Origin of the sequence: Pedobacter sp., assembly GCF_039594775.1 — a bacterium.
Classification (GTDB): domain Bacteria; phylum Bacteroidota; class Bacteroidia; order Sphingobacteriales; family Sphingobacteriaceae; genus Pedobacter.
Map to the genome: position 1 here is coordinate 85,387 of NZ_JBCNMT010000008.1, position 24,574 is coordinate 109,960.

At 38.4% G+C, this 24,574-nt stretch carries 21 protein-coding genes and 1 tRNA gene; 10 read left to right on the forward strand and 12 right to left on the reverse strand.

Features of this window, described 5'->3' with window-relative positions:
• The first annotated feature begins 6 nt into the window (after positions 1–6).
• From ABDV71_RS16905 to ABDV71_RS16915, 3 genes are all read left to right on the forward strand, one after another.
• Positions 7–2,907 carry a tetratricopeptide repeat protein gene (locus tag ABDV71_RS16905; RefSeq protein ID WP_343534646.1) on the forward strand — a complete coding sequence of 967 codons (2,901 nt, stop codon included), beginning with the start codon at positions 7–9 and terminating at the stop codon, positions 2,905–2,907.
• 17 nt (positions 2,908–2,924) lie between these two features.
• Complete coding sequence (locus ABDV71_RS16910) at positions 2,925–4,529, forward strand: amidohydrolase family protein (RefSeq protein WP_343534648.1); 1,605 nt, start codon at positions 2,925–2,927, stop codon at positions 4,527–4,529.
• A gap of 130 nt (positions 4,530–4,659) precedes the next feature.
• Positions 4,660–5,844 carry a proline dehydrogenase family protein gene (locus ABDV71_RS16915; protein ID WP_343534650.1) on the forward strand — a complete coding sequence of 395 codons (1,185 nt, stop codon included), beginning with the start codon at positions 4,660–4,662 and terminating at the stop codon, positions 5,842–5,844.
• 58 nt (positions 5,845–5,902) lie between these two features.
• Here ABDV71_RS16915 and ABDV71_RS16920 read toward each other — a convergent pair whose 3' ends face one another.
• The 5 genes from ABDV71_RS16920 to ABDV71_RS16940 all read right to left on the reverse strand — a co-directional run bounded on the left by ABDV71_RS16920 (position 5,903) and on the right by ABDV71_RS16940 (position 9,688).
• Entirely contained in the window at positions 5,903–6,550 is a 648-nt protein-coding gene (locus tag ABDV71_RS16920) for a response regulator transcription factor (RefSeq protein ID WP_343534652.1), read from the reverse strand.
• Entirely contained in the window at positions 6,543–8,414 is a 1,872-nt protein-coding gene (locus tag ABDV71_RS16925; protein ID WP_343534654.1) for a 7TM diverse intracellular signaling domain-containing protein, read from the reverse strand. Before ABDV71_RS16925 ends, ABDV71_RS16920 begins: the two co-directional genes overlap by 8 nt.
• A gap of 90 nt (positions 8,415–8,504) precedes the next feature.
• Positions 8,505–9,053, reverse strand: a complete 549-nt coding sequence (locus ABDV71_RS16930) for an AAA family ATPase (RefSeq protein ID WP_343534656.1) — start codon at positions 9,051–9,053, stop codon at positions 8,505–8,507.
• 70 nt (positions 9,054–9,123) lie between these two features.
• Complete coding sequence (locus ABDV71_RS16935; RefSeq protein ID WP_343534658.1) at positions 9,124–9,273, reverse strand: hypothetical protein; 150 nt, start codon at positions 9,271–9,273, stop codon at positions 9,124–9,126.
• Between the two features lie 22 nt (positions 9,274–9,295).
• Positions 9,296–9,688, reverse strand: coding sequence for a GreA/GreB family elongation factor (locus ABDV71_RS16940; RefSeq protein ID WP_343534659.1), 393 nt, complete (start codon positions 9,686–9,688; stop codon positions 9,296–9,298).
• Positions 9,689–9,849: 161 nt separating this feature from the next.
• Between ABDV71_RS16940 and ABDV71_RS16945 the strand changes: the two genes are divergently transcribed.
• Positions 9,850–10,011 (forward strand): hypothetical protein, encoded by a 162-nt coding sequence (locus tag ABDV71_RS16945; RefSeq protein WP_343534661.1) that lies wholly within the window; start codon positions 9,850–9,852, stop codon positions 10,009–10,011.
• Between the two features lie 485 nt (positions 10,012–10,496).
• On the opposite strand, the gene katG is transcribed toward ABDV71_RS16945, so the two are convergent.
• The 3 genes from katG to ABDV71_RS16960 all read right to left on the reverse strand — a co-directional run bounded on the left by katG (position 10,497) and on the right by ABDV71_RS16960 (position 14,087).
• Positions 10,497–12,770, reverse strand: a complete 2,274-nt coding sequence (gene katG, locus ABDV71_RS16950) for a catalase/peroxidase HPI (protein ID WP_343534663.1) — start codon at positions 12,768–12,770, stop codon at positions 10,497–10,499.
• 180 nt (positions 12,771–12,950) lie between these two features.
• Entirely contained in the window at positions 12,951–13,268 is a 318-nt protein-coding gene (locus ABDV71_RS16955) for a DUF962 domain-containing protein (RefSeq protein WP_343534665.1), read from the reverse strand.
• 183 nt (positions 13,269–13,451) lie between these two features.
• A complete protein-coding gene (locus tag ABDV71_RS16960; RefSeq protein WP_343534667.1) occupies positions 13,452–14,087 on the reverse strand; it encodes an HAD family phosphatase in 636 nt (211 codons plus the stop codon).
• Between the two features lie 65 nt (positions 14,088–14,152).
• Here ABDV71_RS16960 and ABDV71_RS16965 point away from each other — a divergent pair.
• From ABDV71_RS16965 to ABDV71_RS16990, 6 genes are all read left to right on the forward strand, one after another.
• Positions 14,153–14,226, forward strand: a tRNA-Ile gene (locus ABDV71_RS16965).
• Between the two features lie 510 nt (positions 14,227–14,736).
• The gene (locus ABDV71_RS16970; RefSeq protein WP_343534669.1) at positions 14,737–15,552 is read left to right on the forward strand and encodes a hypothetical protein; all 816 of its coding nucleotides are present in this window, start codon (positions 14,737–14,739) and stop codon (positions 15,550–15,552) included.
• A 259-nt stretch (positions 15,553–15,811) separates the two neighbouring features.
• Complete coding sequence (locus tag ABDV71_RS16975) at positions 15,812–15,964, forward strand: hypothetical protein (protein WP_343534671.1); 153 nt, start codon at positions 15,812–15,814, stop codon at positions 15,962–15,964.
• Between the two features lie 3 nt (positions 15,965–15,967).
• Entirely contained in the window at positions 15,968–16,519 is a 552-nt protein-coding gene (locus ABDV71_RS16980; protein ID WP_343534672.1) for a hypothetical protein, read from the forward strand.
• A 53-nt stretch (positions 16,520–16,572) separates the two neighbouring features.
• The gene (locus ABDV71_RS16985) at positions 16,573–17,001 is read left to right on the forward strand and encodes a hypothetical protein (protein WP_343534674.1); all 429 of its coding nucleotides are present in this window, start codon (positions 16,573–16,575) and stop codon (positions 16,999–17,001) included.
• 210 nt (positions 17,002–17,211) lie between these two features.
• Complete coding sequence (locus ABDV71_RS16990; RefSeq protein ID WP_343534676.1) at positions 17,212–18,522, forward strand: alpha/beta hydrolase; 1,311 nt, start codon at positions 17,212–17,214, stop codon at positions 18,520–18,522.
• Between the two features lie 123 nt (positions 18,523–18,645).
• On the opposite strand, the gene ABDV71_RS16995 is transcribed toward ABDV71_RS16990, so the two are convergent.
• The 4 genes from ABDV71_RS16995 to ABDV71_RS17010 form a co-directional block, all read right to left on the reverse strand.
• On the reverse strand, positions 18,646–20,304 hold the full coding sequence (locus ABDV71_RS16995) for an alpha/beta hydrolase-fold protein (protein ID WP_343534678.1): 1,659 nt from the start codon (positions 20,302–20,304) through the stop codon (positions 18,646–18,648).
• A gap of 63 nt (positions 20,305–20,367) precedes the next feature.
• Entirely contained in the window at positions 20,368–21,210 is an 843-nt protein-coding gene (locus ABDV71_RS17000) for an AraC family transcriptional regulator (protein ID WP_343534680.1), read from the reverse strand.
• Positions 21,211–21,534: 324 nt separating this feature from the next.
• A complete protein-coding gene (locus ABDV71_RS17005) occupies positions 21,535–22,605 on the reverse strand; it encodes an FISUMP domain-containing protein (RefSeq protein ID WP_343534682.1) in 1,071 nt (356 codons plus the stop codon).
• A 436-nt stretch (positions 22,606–23,041) separates the two neighbouring features.
• Positions 23,042–24,352, reverse strand: a complete 1,311-nt coding sequence (locus ABDV71_RS17010) for a hypothetical protein (RefSeq protein WP_343534684.1) — start codon at positions 24,350–24,352, stop codon at positions 23,042–23,044.
• Positions 24,353–24,574: the final 222 nt, after the last annotated feature.

Sequence of the window (24,574 nt, forward strand, 5' to 3'; positions counted from 1 at the left end):
ACCAATATGAAAAAAGCAATTTTATCTATCTGCCTTTTATCACTTACAGCTTTAGTAAATGCCTATGCTCAGCAAACCCTATCGCCCGATAGTACCAAACAAGCCCTAGAAAAGCTTAAGCAGGTAAAAACGGGCTTGGTGAATACATTGCCTGCAAGCAAAGATAAGGCTCAAGTACTGGAACGCATGCTTGAGCTAGGCTTGTGGGATAATGTACTGACTGAGATCAAGAAACAGAAAGCCTTAACGGACGATTATAAGTTGCTATATGCAGATTACTATATTTTAAACAATGATTTTAAATCGGCTGAAAAATATGTAAACCAAGTATATAGCACCAATAAGAAAAAAGAAAAGGCTGTTTTACTGAAAGCATTTTTAGAAATGCAGGCATGGAAACTTCCACAGGCTGCACAAATATGTGAAAATGCTCTTAAAACCAATCCTTCAAACAAGCTGAAGTTGATGCTGGGCAGGATAAAATTGTTGCAGAAAGACTATAAAAAGGCATTGAGCTTAGCCAAAGAAGTTGAAGCAGCCGACCGTAAAAATGCGGCTGCTTTAATGCTCGAGGCTGATGTTTATTTCTGGGACCAAAAACCTCAGTTGGCCGAAGCACCCTTGTTAAAATCTATAGCCATAGATCCTTTTAATGCCGATGCCAGATTTAGCTATGGTTATGCCATTTGGCGTAGGTTTGATGCCACTTTGCTTAATGCCATGGCTGCTCAATGGGAAGTAGCTTTGGCCGTTAACCCGTTGCATTTTCAAACCCATTGGCATTGGGGTAATGGACATACCAATCTGACCTATGCAGACTATGCACAGCCAGAAGATGAACAGGTAAGAAAAGAATTGAAACCCGCCGATGAACTTTTTCAGCAGAACAAACTAAAAGAAGCTTTAGACCATACCAGAAAAATACAGGCAAAATATCCTAATTCGGTTTTACCCTTAATGCACCGTGGCTCATTATATCACGTTGCTTATGATATGGACCGCAAAGCTGGCCTTGATTCTGCCGAGCATATTTTTAGGAAAATCTTAGAAAGAAAAAGACATTATGGACCTGCACATAATGGCCTATCAGCGGTAATCAAAGCCAAACGTATCCCTTATTTAGCAGTTTATGATTCAATAACCAATCATTTGCATCAAACTAAAATAAAGGATATGGAAAACTTTACAAGGGTTTTTCCAGATGTGAGCTATTACTCGGGCGATATGGTAAAGGCCATGGCCTGGAACCAGCTTTTTACTTCTGTGGTATATTTCCCTTTCCTCACCAAAGGCGATAATGTTTTTAGGATACCGCCATTGCATAAAGACTTGGCAGAAACCATGAATTCACCATATTTCCGTACAAGCACCACATTTGATAACCGCCAATGGATGGATATACGTGGCGTAGGGAGCGGAGCTGCGGCTATTGAATATGTAGAACGTGGAGCCTACTTAGAACGTAATGTAATTTTGCATGAATATGTGCACTTATTCCATGGTCGTGTTTTAACTGATGCAGAGAATAGGGCCATTAGGGCACATTACTACAAAGCCATGAAAGAGGGGCGCACTTTAGATTATTATTCTCAGAATAACGAGTCTGAATACTTTGCCCAAACCTATCCGGCATATTTTGAACCAGTAAAAGTGCATCCTTTGGATTTTAAATCGATGAATACCACCAATGATTTGAAAACTAAAGACCCAGAGATGTATCAATTTATAGATGCATTGGTTAAGAAAGAGCAAGCTTACCTAAATGGCAAAAAAGAAGCTATGGCCAGCAACTGGGCACAGGTTTATCTTAATTTGAGCCAACGTGGCCGTATGCAGAATCGAGATATGGCTAAAAAGTATCTGGATACCGCATTGACCTATGATGCAAAATACCTACCTGCCATGTTAGCTTACTCAGGCATCAACATCTTGGAGAAAAAACTAGATGATGCTGAAGCATGGTTGAAAAAAGCAGAGCAGATAGACCCAAAATATGCACCTATTTATGCTGCTTATGCTAATTTAACTAAAGCCAAATATGATAATAACCTTATCGCTAAATCAGAAGCCATACAGAAGCAGGCAGAATATCTGCAGAAATCATATCAAATGGAAGCAGATTATGCTGAATTGGCCAGAGTAAACGGACAATTAAGGGAAATGTATAAAAGCAATGGACTTTATCCCGAAGCTATTGACGCGGGATTGGAATATGCTAAGAATGGAGCCGCGGTGTCAACCTATTTAAGAGATCGCATAGATGATGCAAATGCTTTTTCGGCCTCGTTAAAAGCAGAACTAGGTTATGCTGAACCTGTACAAATATTGCGAGATTTGGTAACTAAAAAGCCTCAAAACTACGAATACCGTAACCTCTTGGCAGATGCTTTGGCCATTCAAGGCAAATATGATGATGCCATCAAGACCATTAATGAAGCCCAACGAATTTTAGCGGCTTCAAATAACTCTAGAACCGATTATAACATGCGTTTGGCTGAGTTTTATTTGGCTCAAGGAAATAAGCCGAAAGCAAGTGAGTACATCAACATGGTACTTTCTGCTAAAGCACCTTTACGTGGAGCATATCAATTAAGAATGGTGAGGTTACTAGTGAAATCAGGTGATACGGAAACTGCCAAACAGCTTTTTGCTAAGGAAAAAGAAGGGATGGATATGCCTTCAAAAGCCGATTATGCTTTTACCAAAGCTATTTTAAGCAAAGCAGATAACAATCAAGGAGAATATGTCCAGAACTTAAATCAAGCTTTACAATACAACCCTTATTTATTTGCTGCTTATAAAGCTTTACGAGGTGCTTATACAGCTACACAAGCTGCCGATCAATTAAAAGTATTAGATCAGAACATTAACAATTTGAAAATAAAACCAGGGGTTGCCTATAAGTAATCAATAAAAATATACACATGAATTTAACAAAGAAAGCAATTTGTTTAGCATTAGGTAGTATATGCATGTTTACGATGGCATTTGCACAAGGAGGCAGGCCAACGGTAAAAAAAGCAGAACCCAGAAAGGAAGGAGACGGACCATATTCCCAATTGATCATCAGAGGAGTAACTATTATAAACAGCACAGGGGCGCCACCTATGGGGCCGGCCGATATTGTAGTGGAGAATAACAGGATTACTGCTGTCAGAACAGTAGGCTCGCCAGGTTTGCCTATACAGGCCAATCGTAGACCCCAACTAAAAGCCGGCGGCAAAGAACTATGGGCCGAAGGAATGTACATATTACCGGGCTTTATTGATATGCACGGGCATATTGGTGGAGCCGATAAGGGTGCCGATGCAGATTATGTATTTAAACTTTGGATGGCGCATGGCATTACCACCATAAGAGAGCCAGGAAGCATGAATGGCTTAGACTGGGTGCTGGATCAAAAACAAAAGAGTTTAAAGAATGAAATCGCAGCACCCCGCATATTTGCCTATACTGTATTTGGACAGGGCGCTACAACGCCCATATACACGGGTGAACAGGCGAGGCAATGGGCAAGAGAAAATGCTAAAAAAGGTGCTGATGGTATCAAATTCTTTGGCGCATCGCCAGAAGTGATGTCAAACGCGATTGAGGAGAATAAAAAGCTTGGACTACGGGCCATGGCGCATCATGCACAAACAGATGTAGGTAGATGGAATGCCATGAATAGTGCTAGAGCTGGGCTAACATCCCTAGAACATTGGTATGGCTTGCCAGAATCTATGTTTGAGGATAAAACGGTGCAGCACTATTCTCCCGATTACAATTATCAGAATGAGCAAGACCGTTTTAGCGAAGCAGGTACTTTATGGAAGCAGGCTGCAACGCCTGGTAGCGAAACCTGGAAGAAGATTATGAATGATTTGATCAAGCTTGATTTTACCCTAGACCCTACATTAAATATATACGAGGCCAATCGTGATTTGATGCGTGCCCGTACAGCCGAATGGCATAACACTTATACCATGCCCAAACTATGGGAATTTTATGCGCCAAACTGGAATTCACATGGCTCATATTGGCATAGTTGGGGAACAGAACAAGAACTGAACTGGAAAGAAAACTACAAGCTTTGGATGCAGTTCTTAAATGAGTTTAAAAACAAAGGCGGACGTGTTACGGTTGGTACAGATGCAGGTTTTATCTATGAATTATATGGTTTCTCCTATGTGAGAGAGTTAGAATTGTTAAGGGAAGCAGGTTTTCATCCTTTGGAAATCATCAGGTCCGCTACCCTAAATGGTGCACAAGCATTAGGGATGGAAAAAGATTTGGGAAGCATTGAGATAGGCAAACTGGCCGATTTTGTAATTGTAGATCAAAATCCGCTTAAAAACTTACAAGTGCTTTATGGTACGGGAGCAATAAGTTTGGATGCCGACAATAAGCCTAAAAGAGTAGGCGGTGTTAAATATACCATTAAAGATGGTATTGTATACGATGCTAAAAAGCTTTTGCAGGAAGTAAAAGAAATGGTAGATCAAGAAAAGGCCAAAACAGGCTATGTAATTAAACAGCCCGGCTTTTAAAAAACTAAAGATTTAATTTAAAAGCTTTTATATTGTTGCTGTGAAAATTTACTGGTTATTTAAAAGTCTTTCGTGTTTAGATAATTAGTTATTTATATTTTTGCAGCGTTCTGACTAAATACTTATAAAAATGGATGCTTTCCCCAAGCAAAAAATAGACTTCAATAACACTGAAGTAGCATTTCGACACAAAACTGATGCGGAATTGAAACAAGCCTATTGGTTATTTAAAATCATAGGAAGTAATTTCTTGACTAAAGTTGGTCCTCCCATCACTAATTTCATGTTAAATGTTGGTTTGCCCATTCAAGGTGCTATTAAAGCTACTATTTTCAAACAGTTTTGCGGTGGCGAAACCATCGCTGAGTGTGAGCACACTATTGAACAGTTGCATCAGGGTAAAGTAGGTACTATTCTCGATTATTCGGTAGAAGGCGAGGATGAGGAGCATGTATTTGATTTTACCTGTGAAGAAATCATTAGAACTATAGTGCGTGCTGACGGAGACCCGCGAATTCCTATCACGGTTTTTAAGATAACAGGCATTGGCCGATTTGCCCTATTGGAAAAATTGGATGCCAAGCAAGAACTGAATGCTACGGAAAAAGAAGAGTTTGAGCGTGTGAAAGTACGTTGTGAGAAAATCTGCCGTACAGCCTATGAAAGAAGTGTGCCTGTGATGATTGATGCCGAGGAAACTTGGATCCAAAACACCATTGATTTATTGGCCATTGAGATGATGATGAAGTTTAACAAAGAAAAACTTATCGTTTTCAATACCTATCAGATTTACCGTCACGATAAACTGACCAGTTTGCAAGCTGATCTTTTAATTGCCAAAGAGGCAGATTTCATTTTAGGCGCTAAACTGGTTCGTGGTGCTTATATGGAAAAAGAGCGTAAACGTGCCGAAGAAATGGGCTATCTATCGCCAATCCAAGTGGACAAGGCCGCTACTGATAAAGACTATAATGAGGCATTGCGTTTCTGCGTAGACAATATCGACCGCGTTGGTTTTGTTTGCGGTACACATAACGAAGAGAGTAGCCGTTTGCTTACCGAACTGATTGATGAAAACAATATTGCCCATAACCACCCGCATGTTTATTTTGCCCAACTGTTGGGAATGAGCGATAATTTGAGCTTCAACTTATCCAATGTAGGTTATAACGTAGCTAAATATGTTCCTTACGGACCTATTAAAGCGGTAATGCCTTACTTGTTCAGAAGAGCACAGGAAAATACTTCTGTGGCCGGTCAAACAAGTAGGGAGCTTTCTTTGATCAGCAGAGAGAAGAGCAGAAGAGGCTTATAGGTAGGAGATTATATAATGTGATGATTGGCTGATTATCACATTATATAATTATATGGTGTTAATCTATCGTTAGCCAACCTTTAGCAGCGGCTAAATTCATGATTTCCGATGTCCTTTTTAAGCCTAGTTTTTTAAGGATATTTCTTCTATGCGTATTTACGGTGGCTGAGCTGATAAAGAGCATATCGCTAATTTCAATGCTCGATTTACCTTTTGCCATTAAAATGAGGATATCGTGTTCACGTTTGGTCAGTAAATATTCTTTCATGAAATCATCCATGAAATAACTGGTTTCTTTTGTTGCGGGATTGTGTTCTAAGTGTTCAAAATAGTTTCCGCCCTCATACAATGCTTTAATTGCGGTAATCAATTCGCCAATGGAACCGTTTTTCAGTAAATAACCATCGGCGCCCTTTTGTTGCGTTTCTTTAATGATATGGGCCGCATTGTAATTAGATAATACTAATATCTTCACGCCTTTGTAGTTTTCTTTCACCTGTTCTATCACCTGTAAACCATCAACCTGCGGCATATTAAGATCCAACAAAAGCACCTGTGGTTTATGAAATTGTAGATCATTTAATACCTTTTTTCCATCGTTGGCCACTCCAATGATCTTAATTTTAGGATAATCGGCCAAGGCAGAAACAAGCCCGTCAATTAAAAGTTGGTGGTCATCGGCAATATAAATATTGATGTTATTCATTTATGGCTGTTTGTATGTTTTGGTTTGGTATTTCAATATTAATTAAAGTTCCGTTTCCGGGCGTTTCTATTTCTATTTTTCCTTGTAGGTAATCTACTTTAGAAAATATGCTATTCATTCCAGAGCCAGATGGATTTTCTAATCGTTCTTGCGTTAGGCCCTTTCCATTATCTTCAGCCATGATCACCACTACATCATCATGTTCAATAAGCTGTATAATGCCATTAGTGGCTTCGGCATGTTTGATCATGTTCTGTAATAGTTCTTGTATAATCCTATAAATGTTGTTAAGATAATTACTAGGATAATTGTCTATTTGTTCAAAGCCCATACATACGAGTTCTACATATAGTTTTTCAGATTTATTAACGGTTTGTACCAAATTTTCTAAGGCTTTTACAAACCCCAATTTCTCTATGGTTACGGGGCTAATTTGATGGCTCATGGTGCGTACCGTATCGGCAACTTGTCCCAGCATTTCATCTGCCTGTTGCAATTTGTCCTGATGATTGGCAGGAGGCAGAGGGGTATTTTTTTTAAGTGCGCTCAAATGGATACCTATTACAGATAGCATTGAGCCAATTTCATCATGTAAGCGGTCGGCAAACATTTTACGTTCTTTTTCTTGAACGTCTACAATGGTATGGGTTAAGATTTTTTGCTGTTCGCTTTTTTCAAATAATAAAGTTTCTCGCTCTTTTCTATATCGATTAAACTTTTGCGCTAAGCCATAAAGCAGAATAGCTGCTTCTACTGCTAAACCTCCTAGTAGGGCAAACTGTGCTACGTAGTAATTTAGCATAATGGAGCCGTACATGTAGAGTTGTTCGGCCAAGCCCGAAAGTGCTAATACCAGTATGGCAGCAAGATAGAACTTCGCTTCCTTTACGCCCTTCCAAATTTGTTCTACTGCACTGGCTATGATCAATAGAGATTGCAGACTGGCTATAATAGTAAGGATGTTTTGCGCATATTTAACCGTTACTACAGAGTTTTCGTAAGGTGCAGGATAAAGAATGAGTAACAGAAAAACGAATCCTACCAATTGAAGAACTTTGTTTGGATAATATAAATAGCTCTTTTTAGTTTGTCCAATAAAGAGCTGTAGAAACTGTATGCTAAAGATGATGTTTAGCAGCAGCATGACAGGCCTTGCCCTGCTTGGGAAAAAACTGCTATTGGGCCAAAGGTATTCGAAACCAAGTCCTTTATTGCTCCAAATCCAAAGCAGCAAAGCAGTAATGTATAGTCCATAATATAGATAAAGGCGCTTGCGGGTACTGATCCAAAGTACTAGACTAAAGAAAATCATCATGATAATAATACCAGAGAGTAAACCATTAATAAGGTTGGCATTCATGTTGGTTTCTGCCAGATCACGATAACTAATGATGCGCATAGGCGCCTGTAAACTTTCCTTCCGCTTATCTACTTTAAGAAAATATAGGCCTCCTGTTTTTTGTAAAGGAAAAGCAAAGTTGGTAAACTCGGGATAGGGGCGTTGTTTAAAAAGAAAGAAATCGCCAGTTTGATATAAAAGTTTGAGGTTGCCGAGACTATCGCTATGATAATAGTCTAAAATGTTGACATGAGAATTATCAACAGTCAACAACCATTCCTTTCCAATGGGCAAAGCCTCTGGTTTAATGGCCAGCCAAAATATAGATTCGGTATAACCGGGATTGAATGACGGGCTGCTAAGTGTCGTGAATTTTCCTTTTTGATATAAATCCTGTATACGATCCGTACTTAGAGAGGCGCTTTGGTCTTCAAATAAGCCAATACTTACCTGAGGCTGCATTTGCGCCTTACCAAATAAACAAATAAAAGAGAGCAAGAATAAGGAGAGGTATTTGATATTCATACCGGATAAAACAGAAAAACAACTAAATATAATTAATTGTACTGCTAAAGCCCCTATCTAAAATGAATTAGTTGGTTAGCTTGAATGGTACTACGATTGATTGATTTTCTTTTTTATAAACTCTCTTCTCGTCTCAACATCCGCTTTGGGTAGTTCAATAATCTCGTAACCATAACTGAGATAGGTCTCCTTCATTCTTTCGAAAGTATATACCGCTTCTTTCCAAGTTTGCTTGCGCTCGTTGTCGGTTTCATATATTTCTTTCCATGGTGGTAGAATAAAAACCTGATGGGCATAGGGGCAAGCAAGTGCCATAGCTGTCATTTCCGATGAAATGGGGATGTTTTCCATAGTCATGTAGCAAATAGCATCTAAGATTCCTCGGTCAAAAAATACAGGATTTGATAATTGCTTTTCTTTAATTTCCCGATAAGAACTTACAGAGGTTTCCAACATCAGCTTTGCATAAAGTTTTTTGTTTTTCCACGGAAGGGCATTGCCATCCTCGAACATTTGCGCTTGGATAATTTTTCTGGCGTCTTCTTCAACCACAAAAAAACCAGCCTCTTTTAATTCATTAATCAATGTGGTTTTGCCCACGCCAGGCCCACCCGTAATGACGAATAAGTTGCGGCGCATGAATTTACAATCTGATATTTGAGGTGAAACTGAAGCAGCATTTAAAATGTTGCGGGTGATTTTAAAGCAGTTATTTCACTATGAAATAACCTACAGCTAACCATGCCAAGCCCTTTACCAAAAAGAATAGAAAACCCCAGAAACCAACTTTCTTGATCCATTTTTTTAGTTTTTCTACTTTTTCTGCATTCATGATCTTCAATCGTAAAAAGATTAGCATAGCTAGCTGTGCATTATGGAGCTTAACGTTCGTGTTCCTCCAGTTTCCTTACCGACATGATTTTGAACTCTTTGATGCCATCGGGCATTTCCCATTGGATCAAGTCGCCGGTTTGATAGCCTAACAATGCAATGCTAATGGGTGCAAAGATAGATACTTTTTGCTGTTTTATATTGGCATCTTTAGGTAAAACTAGTTTAAAGACAAACTGTTGACTATTTTCTGTGCTTTCAATCTGTGCTTCGGTGTATAATGAGACGACATCGGGAGGTAGGTCTGCGTCGTCAAAGATTTTGGCATTTTTAATTTCTTGTTTAAGACGAGATTTGTTGTAGTCGCTCATGACTGCTTTTTCCAAATGTTCGCTTAAAAACTTGTAGTCGCTTTTAGACAATAAAATTGATTTTGTTTCCATTTTCAATAAGTTTAAATGAATAGATAAGCCCCTCGAATGAGCAGGCGTAAAAAAATATTTTTAGAGATGGTTATCCCCCGAAATCGCTAAGAGAAGAATTAGAAATCGGGGTTTAGTTAATAAAATCCTTACTTTGGTTAAGCAATGCAGGATTAGAGCGCATGCAGAAATTTAGCTTTGCTGGACTTGCAAAAAGCATAGGGGTAGCAGCTTTCTTCGTAAAGAAAGTATTGTTAACCACTAATGCCACTATTTTGCACATACAAGCAAATATGGGTTTGTTATTGAAGAAAAGCAAATATAAAGTAGATTGTTACAATTAAAGGACTCTTCTTTTGGTTTTTCGTCATCTCGACAGCATGGAGAGATCTGGTGAAAATCACTTTATAAGTTAATTAATCATTAGATTTCTCCTATCGTCGAAATGACGGAGCAAGTGGTACTTGGGAACCTCTCCCTGACCCTCTCCTTGGAAAGGAGAGGAAACTGGAAATATAATTAGTAGTAGATAATGAAAATATGACCAGGGCTTTGATTTTACTGCTCTCTTTGGGAAAGATGCCTGAAAGGCAGAGCGGGTTTTTGACCATATCCCCCTCCTAGATGGGGCAGGGGGGGGAAAGTTATTAAACAAAAATCCCTAGTCTTTTTTCTAAAAGAAATAGACTAGGGATGGTATTCTTTAGCTAAAGCTGTGGGAATTAGAAACTACAGCCGTAGATTTTTCGCTATGCTCAGAAATTGTAAAACTTTGACAATCTCCTAACCTAAAGGAAATCAAGATTGTCAAAGTTAAAGTGGCCTGTAATTACACCAAATCAAAGCGATCTAGGTTCATTACCTTGTTCCAGGCAGCTACAAAATCGTTCACAAATTTTCCTTGTGCATCTTTGCTGGCATAAACCTCGGCAATTGAACGGAGTTCTGCATTAGAACCAAACACCAAATCGGCACGGGTGGCCGTCCATTTAGTTTGTCCAGTGCTACGGTCGTAACCCTCATATAGTTCTTTATCTTCACTGGCGGCTTTCCATGCCGTAGCCATATCCAATAGGTTGACAAAGAAATCGTTGCTTAATTGCCCAGGGCGACTCGTTAATACGCCATTGGCAGAACCATCATAATTGGCGTTTAAGGCACGCATACCACCCACAAGCACTGTCATTTCGGGAGCAGTAAGGGTCAGTAATTGTGCTCTGTCAATTAACAGCTCTTCTGTAGAAGACACAGTACGACCTTTTTTGTAGTTGCGGAAACCATCGGCAATAGGCTCTAAATAGCCAAATGATTCAACATCTGTTTTTTCTTGACTGGCATCTGTGCGTCCAGCGGCGAAAGGCACTTTCACTTGTTGCCCAGCATCTTTAGCCGCTTTTTCGATGGCTGCGTTACCTGCAAGTACAATTAAATCGGCCAGTGAAACTTTCTTGCCATTGCTTTGTGCAGCATTAAATTCCTTTTGGATACTTTCCAAAGCACTTAACACCTTATCTAATTGTGCGGGGTTATTGGCTTTCCAATAACGCTGTGGAGCTAAACGGATACGAGCGCCGTTAGCACCGCCACGTTTGTCGCCACCGCGGAAAGTAGCTGCTGAAGCCCAAGCAGTGCTTACCAGTTGCGAAACACTTAACCCTGAGGCCAAAATTTTGGATTTCAAACTTTCAACGTCATTTTCATCTACTAGCGCATGGTCTACTGCAGGTACTGGGTCTTGCCAAATCAACTCTTCGCTAGGTACTTCAGGACCTAAGTAACGTGCCACTGGTCCCATATCACGATGGGTCAATTTAAACCAGGCACGGGCAAAAGCATCCGCAAAAGCATCTGGGTTTTCCAAGAAACGTCTTGATATTTTCTCGTAAGCAGGATCAAATCTTAGAGAAAGATCCGTGGTTAACATGGTTGGTTTATGTTTTTTTGCAGGGTCAAAAGCATCAGGGATGATTTCCTCATTGGTTTTGGCCACCCATTGGTGTGCACCACCGGGACTTTTGGTCAACTCCCACTCAAAGCCAAATAGGTTTTCGAAGAAATTATTGCTCCATTGGGTTGGGGTAGTGGTCCAAATGACTTCCAAGCCACTGGTAATGGCATCGGCACCTTTGCCAGTACCAAAGTTGTTTTGCCACCCAAAACCTTGTTGTTCCAATCCTGCAGCTTCGGGTTCTTTGCCTACGTGCTCAGAAGAAGCAGCGCCATGGGTTTTACCAAAGGTATGTCCACCGGCAATTAAGGCTACTGTTTCTTCATCGTCCATGGCCATACGACCAAAAGTATCACGGATATCTCTTGCTGCCGCAATAGGGTCGGGGTTGCCATCTGGTCCCTCTGGGTTTACATAAATTAAGCCCATGTGTGCAGCGGCAAGTGGTTTTTCTAAATCTCTAGAGTGTTTTTGGCCATCGGCATCCTCATCAGACGACACCACACCATGTTCAGCCAATCCTTCTAATCCACTTGAGTAACGTTCTTCGTTGCCTAACCAAGTGGTTTCTGAGCCCCAATATACATCCTCACTTGCTTCCCAAACGTCTTCACGTCCTCCAGCAAAACCAAAGGTTTTAAAGCCCATCGATTCTAAAGCGACGTTTCCGGCCAGGATCATCAAATCGGCCCATGAGATATTGCGGCCATATTTTTGTTTAATGGGCCATAGTAAACGACGAGCTTTATCTAAGCTTACATTATCTGGCCAGCTATTCAGTGGGGCAAAACGTTGTTGTCCTTGTCCGGCACCACCACGACCATCGCCTACACGATAAGTTCCGGCACTGTGCCAAGCCATACGGATGAACAAACCTCCATAATGACCGAAATCAGCAGGCCACCAATCTTGTGAATCGGTCATGAGGGCGTGCAAATCATTTTTAAGAGCTTGATAGTCGAGGCTTTTGAATGCTTCGGCGTAGTTGAATCCCTCGTCCATAGGATTGGATAGGGATGAGTACTGACGGAGGATGTTGAGTTTGAGTTGTTTTGGCCACCAGTCACGATTTCGAGTACCGCTGCCGCCAACGTTACTTTTCATACTGCCGTTGTGAAATGGGCATTTGCTGATGTCTGAACCTTTGTTTTCCATGCTTAATCAATTTTTTGTTAATGATGTATTGGTATTTTCCAATGGCCTATTGTTGCCATTGAAAAGACATTTCGCTGTTTGTTTTGTTTCCCATGTCCATACCTTTTTGAATAATCATAAAGATACGCTTGTCGGGTGGCCCTGTCAAAGTGCTTTTATCTATGGGCTAATAGGTAAAAGCTATTTCACTTTAAAATTTTGCTTTCCGCTAAGCAAATCCCAAAATAATATGAAATCGCTAGCTAAACTATAACCGGGATACTGAAAGGTGGCAGGTTTATTCTTTTCGAAGAAGAAATGCCCTACCCAGGCAAAGCCATAACCTAAAAAGGGGATGACCAACAAAAAGCGCCAATCATGAAAAAGAATACCCGTAATTAGCGAAAGCACAACTAATGCGGTACCAATAAAATGTAGGATACGGCTAGTGGTGTTTTGATGTTCGCTAAGGTAAAAGGGGTAAAACTCTTGCAATGATTTGTACTTTTTGGCTTCCATTTAACGCGGTTTTATGGTTAAGTTAGTAAATATTGCTCAAATATAACCCACTTGTATGTGAATTTTAGGTTAAGTCTGCAATTTGAAGAAAGGCAAGGGCCCAAGAGGTGTTTAAGAAGCGTGAAGCACTTCATGAGAAAAAGGTGGTAGAAAAATCAGGCAGATTTTCCTACCAATGCTGTACTACAAAATATGATGGTTCACCAAGAAATCACGTAGATGTTCAGGATGGACGTTCATAAGCAAGGTGTTTAGTCCAGCTTTTTTAGCACCTTCGATGTGTTGCGGACTATCGTCGATGAACAAGGTTTCTTCAGGTAAAAGGTTATTTTCCTTCAATACCATTTCAAAAATAGCTGGGTTAGGCTTGCGCATGGTGGTATCTTGCGAAAAATAGGCCCTTTCAAAGAAATCGTCGTAATTGTTAAAGCCAAAGTCTTTTTGCAGGTAGGCAATGATCCAATCGTAATGGATTTTGTTGTTGTTGCTTAACAAAAAGGTGCGGTATTTTTTTTTGACTTCTAATAACACATCGTGGTTGTTGCCCGATACGCCTATTAACAAACTATTCCAAGCATCATCTATCTGTTGGTCGGTAAGTTCTAATTTTTCGGCTACTTTTCTAATTCCGTCTCTAAATTGGGCAGGGCTAATGCTTCCCGTTTCAAAATCATCAAATAATTGGTTGTGGCCCTTGTGTGCGAAGAACTCTGCCACGTTAGGTATACCTAGTTGTGAAAGAGCATTTTGGGTTCTCAAGAAGTCGATGGCAAAGATCACATTGCCGTAATCGAAGATAATATTTTTAATTTTTTCCATTTATTGTTCCAAAATTCGATGCAAATATGTAACATTGCACTCGCAAAACCTAACAGTGTTTTCGCGGGCCATTAGCTCAGTTGGTTAGAGTAGAAGACTCATAATCTTTTGGTCGCTGGTTCGAGCCCAGCATGGCCCACATTGGTAAAACAAATAAAACCCATTCATTTCAAAATCGAGTGGGTTTTATTTTGTCAAAATGTATAGTATACTTTGTACATTTTGACAAAAAATCTCTCACAAATAATTCACAGAAATATAATCTTGAAGGCTCTTGTACAAAGACATCATATAAAGGATGATGGAACTGTAAACGTTAGAATTCATTCACAGAGGCAAAGTAAAATATATGTCAACCAAATTATTTGTAACAAAAAAAATCAGCTATCTAATAAGATAGATATAAAAGATGATATTGTCAACAATCAAATTTGCAATCTATTGAAGAGTTATCGCAATATCATAAACAAGCTCACTACACTGAATATAAAATTCAGGTAAAGGAGCTAAGAATTACATTTTCGAAATTGAATTTATTCCTTTTATATTTTGTTTGATTAATCACGAATAAGTGTTTAATAAATAATTTAAAATCCGTGGAATCTCAGATAAGGTATGTATACTTGGTAATTAAAAGTAAGTAATAGGAATGAAAAAATCGCTACTCGTATTGATAATTATCGCTAGTCTTTCGTGTAAGAAGAAGAAAGAGCAATTGGAAAGTGGTATAATAAAAAGCTACGTGGGTACCATGTTGGTGACCCATATAGGTAATATTAACCAAGGTAAGAGTATAATTTGGGATGCGAAGGAATTTGACAAGGATGACAAGGTCATAAAACATATTTATTCCTTCGAAAATAATTGGATAGCACAAAACCCTGTTCGAATATCTACAGACGAGGTGGACTTTGTATATAAAAATGGGGTGCTGAGCTCAAAAAGAACCAAGCTATATGCCGCAACAGTAAATTATACAATTGTTAACGGCGACACCCTTATTATTGACAATGTTACCGACTATAAATCGGATTATACGTATGAAACGCGTAAACATCAAAACGGAAAGATTGTAGAAAGTTCATTAAGAAGATTTGCTGGTATCCGTGAGACTAAATTCTTTTACGACAATAGGGGTTTCCCTTCTCATGCAACTGGTATGTCGGGTTATGAACCACTTGAATTTAGGATTGAATATGAGTACGATAACAAAGGTAGGTTGTTGAAAGAAATTGAAATTTCGAAGTGGGGTGCGGTAGTTCAGAGAGCATTCAGCTATACCGATGATTTACAGGGAAAGCTGGTGTCTCTTAAATATTATGTATATCAGGCGGGTTGGAGAAAGCACAATTATGTTTACAACAGATTTGGGCATAAAGCGAAAGTTGAAGTGTTTGCATCTAATACCGAAAATGGGACTTATGTTCCATATGGCGAAATTAACTATTCATATGTTTATTGGTAGCGAATTAGGAGCGTAAGTCAACCCACGAAATATAAACTGCTTTTTATGATTTAATGGGATTTGCTTCAACTTATGGAAAGCCTCTATGGAAAAAATGATGATGAAGCTATATAAATATTATCAATGAATGCCCCAGTTCCGAATGGAAAGAGGCGTTACTAAACAGATATAGGAATGGAAGTAAAAGATGATTTGCCGTATAGCATTTAAGAGTAAGTATCTTTCAAATTATATAAAACGATGTAAAAAATACAGTGATATGAAAATTATAACAATGCCAATAACTACAATCGGAGAGCAGGATTGGATAGAAAAACTGACTGCCTTTTTGGAGAGTTATGATGTGGAAGTGGCTGGTTTAGATGAATTTAATATCAGTTTTCACTTTGTCCGAAGAGGAATTAAAAATTAATACATGAAAGATATTTACAAATTTGAAGAGGTATTGAATGACCTGATGGACTATTTCATTTTGGGCGATCCACATTGTTTGCTGGATTATAAAAAACAATATAACCTACCCGATGATCTGCTAACAGAGTTTACAACAAATGAAACTGGTGACAAAGTTGTTGAAGATGGGATTATTGTTCCGCTTTCGGGGGTAGAAAACTATCCCTATATTATTTATTTTAATCTTTCTGGTGCTATACCCGAGTTATTAAAAGAAGAAAATCAATTGCAGGTGCAACAAGAAGGTTATTGCCTAAAAGTTGAAAACGAAGAGATTTATCTCTATACTATGCCCTATTTGAAAAGATTTACGGAGGGGCAGGTTGAAAATTTAAAAAAGTATAGAATGGCAAACATTAAACTTAAAAATGGGTGGTATTCGGTTCACATATTGGGTGGTCTTACCGTACAACATTCGGGGCTTGAACCCACATTTGAATTTGTAATCAAACCAAGTATGGGTAAACCGGAATATAAAGCGAACATTGCCTATTCCTATAGAATTAACGCATAATGGAAATTACCACTAATGATAATAGTTTATCTTGAAAGTAAAAAAAATGGAAAATGGGGATAACAACTTTAAAGAACAGCATTATAGTATTTTGTATCTTTCTTTTTGCCCAGTGCAATCCGGCAAAAAATCAAAATTTTGTTTTATCAAACGAGTTTCCGCCAATCGTAATCATGAACGTGAAGGAAACAGAAATGAATCAAATCCCCATCTATTTAATAAGAAATAATATCACGATTGATACCGGACGGTTACATCTTTATTCAGTAGGCGAAAGGAATGTCGATGTTCAGATTAATCTGAACAAGAAAGACTCATTGTATATTAATGATAAAATCATTTTTAATCTGAAGGGACGAAAATATACCATCGGTGATTTTAAAAAGAAGAAAGTCGAATCTTCCGGGGATCCTTATCTTATAAGTTATACAATAAATGGTACTTCTTTCGTCGAACGGGATGGATACATTGACCCGAAATAAAGATTATTGCAATATATGTTTGGGCTTATATAAATAATGAACGAAAAACTTTATCTAAAAGTATGTTCGTGGTGTGCGGGAAATTTTCCCCTCTAAAGCGTAGGTATTGGTACAGAAGTGCCTGTGTTCTAGTATTAACCAATTCCATCAACTTTGCCTATAAGTATAAATATTTTCGTAATATTAGGTTTACATCAAAAAACTAGCTATATGAAAACAATAATTAAAGTGGGGCTAATATTTATACTACAGTGTACCCTAACAGATAATCTTTTCGCACAAGCGATTTCTACAACCGTTGTTGGTGACAAAGCATATTTTTCTCAAAACATAGATGTGGAGAAGTTTGCGGGAAAGCGGTTTCAACTTAAAGTGGCTACCAAGGTGCTAAAAGGCACAAATAATTCGAAATCCTCAGTTATTGCTTTAGTAAGAAAAAAGAATAATACTGTCGGTTTTCATACAGATCTTGTTCAAAGCTTAAAAAGTAATTCAAATTGGGAAGTTACCACTATTGAGGGAAAAATGGATAGCAGTGCGAAAGTGTTTGAAATAGGCGGGTATTGTACAAATGATGGTGTCTTTTTATTTGATGATTTTAAATTGAAAGTAGAGATTTCTCCAGGTAAATGGGAAAATGTTTCAATAGACAACGGCGGATTTGAAAAGGGAGATTTCCAAAAATGGATTGCAGGTACAAATAACAAGGCCGTAAATTTCGATGGCGTAAAATTTAGCATTGAGCCCAAGGCTCCCTTTAATGGAAAATTCTCGTTAAAAATCGAATGTAATTATACCAATTATGGCAACAATGAGAAAGCTGGAAATTATATAGTTGTGAATGGAATTAAGCTTTATTATGAGATTTATGGCAGTGGGAAACCTTTGGTATTGTTACACGGTAATGGAGGCTCAATTTCAGGTCATAAAGTAAGGATCGCTGATTTTAAAAATACTTACAAGGTTATTGCTGTGGATAATAGAGCCCAAGGAAAATCAGGCGATAACGGACAAGAATTAACTTATGATCTAATGGCAGATGATGTTAACAAGTTATTGGAAAAGATAGGTATAGATAGTGCCTACATTTGGGGACAGAGCGACGGCGGTATAATTGGCTTGTTATTGGCAATCAAGCATCCTGATAAAGTGAAAAAATTAGCTGTTTGGGGAGCCAATATTCAGGCAAACGAACAGGCATTTGCCCCGAAAATTTACGAGAGCATTGTAACTGCCTCAAAAACTGGGAAAACTGAAAAAGACAGACAATTAAATACATTGATGGTCAATTATCCAAATATACCTTTCTCTGATTTGAAAAATATTAAGGCTCCAGTGCTGGTGATGTCGGGAGATAGAGATGCTATCAATATTGAGCACACCATAAGTATTTTTCAGCATATTCCAAATTCTCAATTGTTTGTTATGCCTGGAGCTACACACTTCGGAGCATATGAAAAGCCTGGTTTATTTAATGTAATATTGTCGGAATTTTTCAATAGCGTTGCTAAAAAGCTTTAAAGTTGCCATCTATTACCTATTGACTGATAAATTTGGGCTACTTGATAGGGTAGCTTCTTAGGTTGGCTTGTATTGCTGCCAATTAAGAAACGGTTAATTTGAATACTGAATAGTCTTTATTCTCTATTTCTGCACTGTTAACTCAATAATGTTCGATACGATAAAGCTACGATCTCTGGTTTCGATGAATTGTTCCACTATCGTTTTATTATCTGTCTGAAGTTTAAAGCTTAATTTGTTTTTGCCATTCATCGTTACGGTTAGTGGTTTCGTCAGGTCGAACATGTAAGGTGAAATATAGAGCTTGATCTTTGCCACCCTAGAAGTTTTAATATCGATATGGTTTTCGTTGGCAGTGGCCATAATCGCACCAGATTTATTTGGATAAAAGTCTACGGTGCTTTCTTTTCCATTTTGACGAAGCTGCGGGTTTTGGGAACTATGCCATGTTGCTTTTGGTGAAAGGGTATCTAACGCTGTAATGGCAATCCATGCATTTCTCCCATTTCTCACATTATTTGTTTCCCATGTTATCTTTTTGGTAAAAGGATCTCGTTTTTCTTTGGCAAGCAGATCAAATACAAAATTAATAGAATCTCTTTCCATAAAGGCAAGTGCATGATTTCCTGATCGTACGAAGTTCTTCCAGTTGGCACCATGATCTGTGGCAAAACTATAAATAGAGTTCACGGTTTCTAATGGAAATATGAGGTCCTTGCTAGCACTCACCCCATAAAAAGTGGCGCTATTTTTCAGGTTGTCAAGAGGTGTATTATTGCCGTAAACACTTGGAAGGAAATTAAAGCCAGCAAAGGAAGCAAACGCTGAAGGTTGATTAAGTGCAAACCAAAACGCACCACTGCCTCCATTGGAATGACCACAGATATAAACTTTGTTGTCGTCGATATTATATAACGACTTTACGAAAGTAAGCTCCCTAAGAATAGTTTCGAATGCATCCTGTTGATAAAGCCAGCCAAAGTCCTTACGTCCAAAGGGATATATGACAAAAGCATCATCCAACACCTTGTCCATAATTTTAGTTTCTATGGAGTTTGGAATATAGCCGGGAGATGTAAACTTAAGCCTGTTGATAATCGCTCCATGGAGGTACACATACAAGGGGGTTTTATGCTGTGGATCGTATCGCTTGGGTATGTGCACGAGAAAGGGAACGGTAAGGGTATCGTTTACCTTGATTTGGTACATCGTCCACATATTGTTCTTTTTTGGCGAAGCAAAAGCTTTAAACTGCTTGATTTCGTTAATGAGCTGAGTACTGTTTAATTTCTTGCTTAGACCCAACCAATAACTGTTGCTTTTAGAAGACGATGGGTTGATGCGGATGGTGCTGTCTTTTAATTGGTTGGTGATTATTTCAAGGGCCAATTTAGCTGAGTCGGCCTTTATTTTGAAAGGCTCGATAAATTGTTTCCATTCGGGCAGACTACGCAGTGGAACGTTCAAGGGGTCATCAGCAAAATAATTATAATTCCCTAGGTCATAGCCAATTTCAGCGGATCTCTTAATATAATATCTAGCTCTTTCCATGTTGCCAACATGGGCGGAGGCAACGGCTGCTTTATAGGTATCGTAATTGCTTTGACCCTGTTTCTGCTCAAGATAATAAGTATCAAAAAATTGGGAAGCCTTTTTAAAATCCTTCTTCTTGTAATATACCTGCGCTGAATCGTATAGATTGACGATTGGCTGTTGGGCATGGAGATCCAAATAATTTAACCAGATCAATGCCAGCATCAATAGAATGGGTCTATGTTTCATCTTATTAAAGTTTATACAAAGAAAGGTATATACCATCTGATGAAATTGTATTTTTCAGCCAAGCTATTGTTTTACAAACTGAAAGATCAGTTTGTCGTCACCGAGTTTCTCAATTGTTTTAAAAAAAGCAGAGGGATTGGAGCCCGTTAATTTTTTATACATCTTATTAAAGTAAGATTGGTCGTAGAAGTTGCTATTGTAGCCAATTTCGGTTAGTTTTTTAAATTGCGAATTGAAGAGCTTATTGTTTAGCGAATGCCTGAAACGGGCAATATTGCGGTATTCGATAGGGGATACTCCAATTACTTCCTTAAAACGCCTGTTAAATGTCCTTAATGGCATTTTAAGTTGCGTTAGAATTTCTTCAATGCTATGGTTTTGTTCGAAATCGGACAATAATATAACCGCCTTTTCAAGATGGGAAACAGGTGTAGGCCTAAGTTTCCATAATAGGAAATCTTCCAAATGCCTTATCTTTTCGGTTAAATTATCTGTTGCAAAACACTGATCGAGGTAATTCTTATATATGGGGTCGGTATCCCATTCCATTAGCTGATCAGGTTTATTGCCCATCACTAGCGCCAATGGAGTTTTAATAAATTGGTTCAAGCCAAAAGTTTTAAAGAAAATGGAGATACGGTCTGTTTTTCCTGTCAACTCAACCTTTAGGGGCATTTGGCATTTGCCCTGAATGATGGTCAGGTAATTGCTTTTTGAATCGTTGTATACTTCTATATGACCTACTTTTGAATGGTAATTGGCCTGCTTGTAGATACTGACTACATTTATGGTGTGCGGAAATGAGTAATGTATGCTTTTAAAATCGGAAGATTGATTTTTAATAAAGTAGTAAAACTCAATGTACTTTTGAAGCGCGGGTTGCGGTTGTAAAAATTCAATATTCATTGGTGAAAATGACAATAAGTACAACTTTTATACAGGTTGAGCTCCTGCTTTAGCTCAATAAATATACAATATATATGTGAATTTACCCTCTCTAGCGCAAGCATTAGCGCAGCGGTGCTTGTGTTTTAGCATCAATCTCAAGCTGAATATTTACATCAAAATCCTGTAGTTTCCGGCTTTGTTTCTTCAGCAGAAGATGATGTTTACAGCAGCTCGGGGGATTATACAGGTGAAAAAGGATTTCTCGATGTTAAGTTGCTAGCGTAGGCGCAAGCGGATGCTTGCGCCAGAGTGAGTTCGAATTGAAATGGTGTGGTAGTGAGATCAGTCTTTCACCAACCTTACCGCACAGCCAGTAGTCTTGCTGTAGTCGGTTACCCGCGGTTCGCTGTATTTGTTGAAGTCAAGGTAATAGGCAAAACTGTCATCTCTGGCGGTGCTGGACCACCAGTAGCTCAGCCATATCCCATATTTGAAAGACTGACCACCACCATACTCGTCACCACCGGCACTGCCGTTAGTGAGCAGGTTCAGGCCAGATGAATTGTCGCCATTGCCATGTGCAAAATTGTACGAATCCTTTATGTCCCAGCCGGAGAGACCTCGCATTTTCTTTCCGGCGACCTTTTCGCCACCCAGGGCAGTGATAAGCGTCAGAAATTCCCTTGAGCTAGGCACATGCCAACCCGCTGGGGCTAGGCCACGTGGATCGGTAACGGCATAGAAATTATAGAGTTTTCCGTATTTTTTTTCATTACTGCTATCGAAATTAAGATAGCAATAAGCAGGAATCTTTCCACGGCTTACTTTTTCCCATTCCTTCTGGTTTGCCGCATAATAGATCGGATCTCCATTCCTATAGGTGCTTACATTGAGGTTTGTTGTGGTCCAGACCTGGTTGCCGATTTTTACCGGTCCGGTGATTTCAGGAGAGGCGTTATAAATTTCCTTCAGTTGCGCTCCCGGTGCGCTGTTGCAGGTCCATACGAAGTTGGTAGGCTGTATGCCGCCACTTCTTTTCAGCGCTTCTTTGGTCGCAATCTCATCGGCCGCTTCTTTGGTTTTTGCAACTCCCCAGCCGAAGGCTGTACCCACGTTGTCGCTGATGGTACGGTAGGCGGCGCAACCTGGCCCCGAATAGGTCAGTACAATTGTGCATGCACCTCCGCGTTTGTTACATTCGGCTAAAGCTCTCTTTTCGGCTTCGTCCTTGTTTGGCTGATCGAACGAAAAGCCATAATAGAAGCCGTTTGACCGATCTACAGCTAGAGAGCCGTATTTAGTTTGGGCGGAGGCTGGTACTTTTGCCGGCGATTTTTTGACCTGGGCGATTGAATTTCCCGTAGGGAGGAACTGCACAATCAATGCCATCAGTAGTAGTTTGCTTACCTTCATACGTGTTGTTTTTTGTTTTGTTCCAGTAAATTTATCAGTCGGCATATTTGAAATCAATACTTACTTTTTGGTATTTTTTATACTGGCCATTGTGATGCCCTGGACTGGTTCTTTGGGTCGTGGCCTTTTGAGCTTTAACTCGGCGAGTACTTTTGTTAACTTTCGGTTGGTGTTATCACGACCATTAGAGATGAGCAATTAAGTGGTATCGTGTTAAAATTAACCACAAGCTGAATATTTACATCAAAATCCTGTAGTTTCAGGCTTTGTTTCTTCAGCAGAAGATTATGTTTACAGTAGTGCGAGGGATTATGCGGGTGAAAAGGGATTGTTGGATGTTAAGTTATTAGCGTAGGCACAAGCGGACGCTTGCGCCAGAGTGGAGAAATTAGGTAAATAGGTCAACTAGAGATTGAAAAATGCAGTTTTGTATTTTTTATTGGGGTATAACTTCTTGATTTGGTTCTTTAAAGTATTTGGATTCTTCTTTGAATTTTATATAATCCTCAGTCTTTCTTATTTCTTCAAAAATTGGGAATTCCTCAAGTCTTTCAATATTTATTTGGTTGGAGTTTAAAGCATGAGGCAGTATCTCTATAAATGATTTAACGTCATCTTTAATGGCAAATAATCCCAGTTGAAAAATTTCTTTTTTATCAGAAAAATCAGCCTTATTAAGTTCATTTCTTATACTGTCCATTTGGTTAGTTCTTTTTTTACATAACCAATAGTTCAATTGAGCAATTACCTTGTCCGTTGTTTCAAGTTGAGCATCATTTATCATAAAGTAAGTTAAGCCTTCGCAAATATCCCATTTAGATTTAAGAATATTTTCATAGGTTATTTCTCCTAAGACGTCTCCTCTTTTTTTGTCTGTTTTATCTAAATTTTTCCAAAGTTCGGCTGCGATTAAAATGAAAGCTTTTTGTAATTTACAAATAGCATTATCTAGGTATTCTTTGTCTACGTTTAGTTTATCATTTTGTTTGATGTCTTTTCGAAATTTTTCTTCAACTTTTGAAATATAAATTGAATTTACAACTCCTCCGTTATGTACAAGTAAATTCCTTCGTTGATAAATCTCGATAAGCTCGTTTTTGATAGGCTCTATGTAGCCCATGTTTAGAGATAGTTCAGATTTTAATAATGAAATCCATGAATCAAAATTTCCACGTAAAATTTCCTCAATTTTTATATCAATTAAATATTTTTCGGCATCTTCAATGGTACCGAAGCCTTTCAAATCTGATAGAGTCATTGTTTTCTTTTGAATTCCCGAAGCATCGGGATGTTTGTCATAGTAGAAGTGTAAAATTTGAGAGAAAAACCATTCTACAGAACTTAATAGAGATATTAAGGAATTCCTATAGAGTAATTCAATGTGATTTTTTGTTTTACCAGCATTAGCCAAATGTTCTTGAAATCGTATGTTGCTGGGTATTTTAAGTCTCATTGAAGAATCTGCTTTATCTTCTTCAGTTTCAATTTCAACATCAATTTCTTCTTTATAAATTTCTAAGATTTTGGCGTTTATTTTTGATTGTATTCCTTCTATTTTTTCTTTTTCTCCTTCTTCCAATTCAGTATTTTGAGTTAGCATTTGCTTTATAACTCCAAGAGATATTAAAGGAGAAATGTGTTCGTCATGTTCTTTTAGTTTATCCGTCAATATTGGGTCTATTAAGTCTATAAACTCTCGAAGACCAATAATGCTTTCGTTGAAATCTACAATTTGTTTATCTAACATTTTTAATTTATTCTTAACTCATAAAAAACATAGTTTAGCTATTTGTTTTATTTAGAATTCAATAATAAATATAGAACTCAAAATATGGCTGTATAAGATTGTTCGGCCTTGATTTGTGGCAACGAGAGATACTAGCTATTAATTTATAATGCAATATAACATACACTTCTAATTTATGCAAGTCTTTAACTACTTATTTAAACTATGGTTTATGTTTATTAA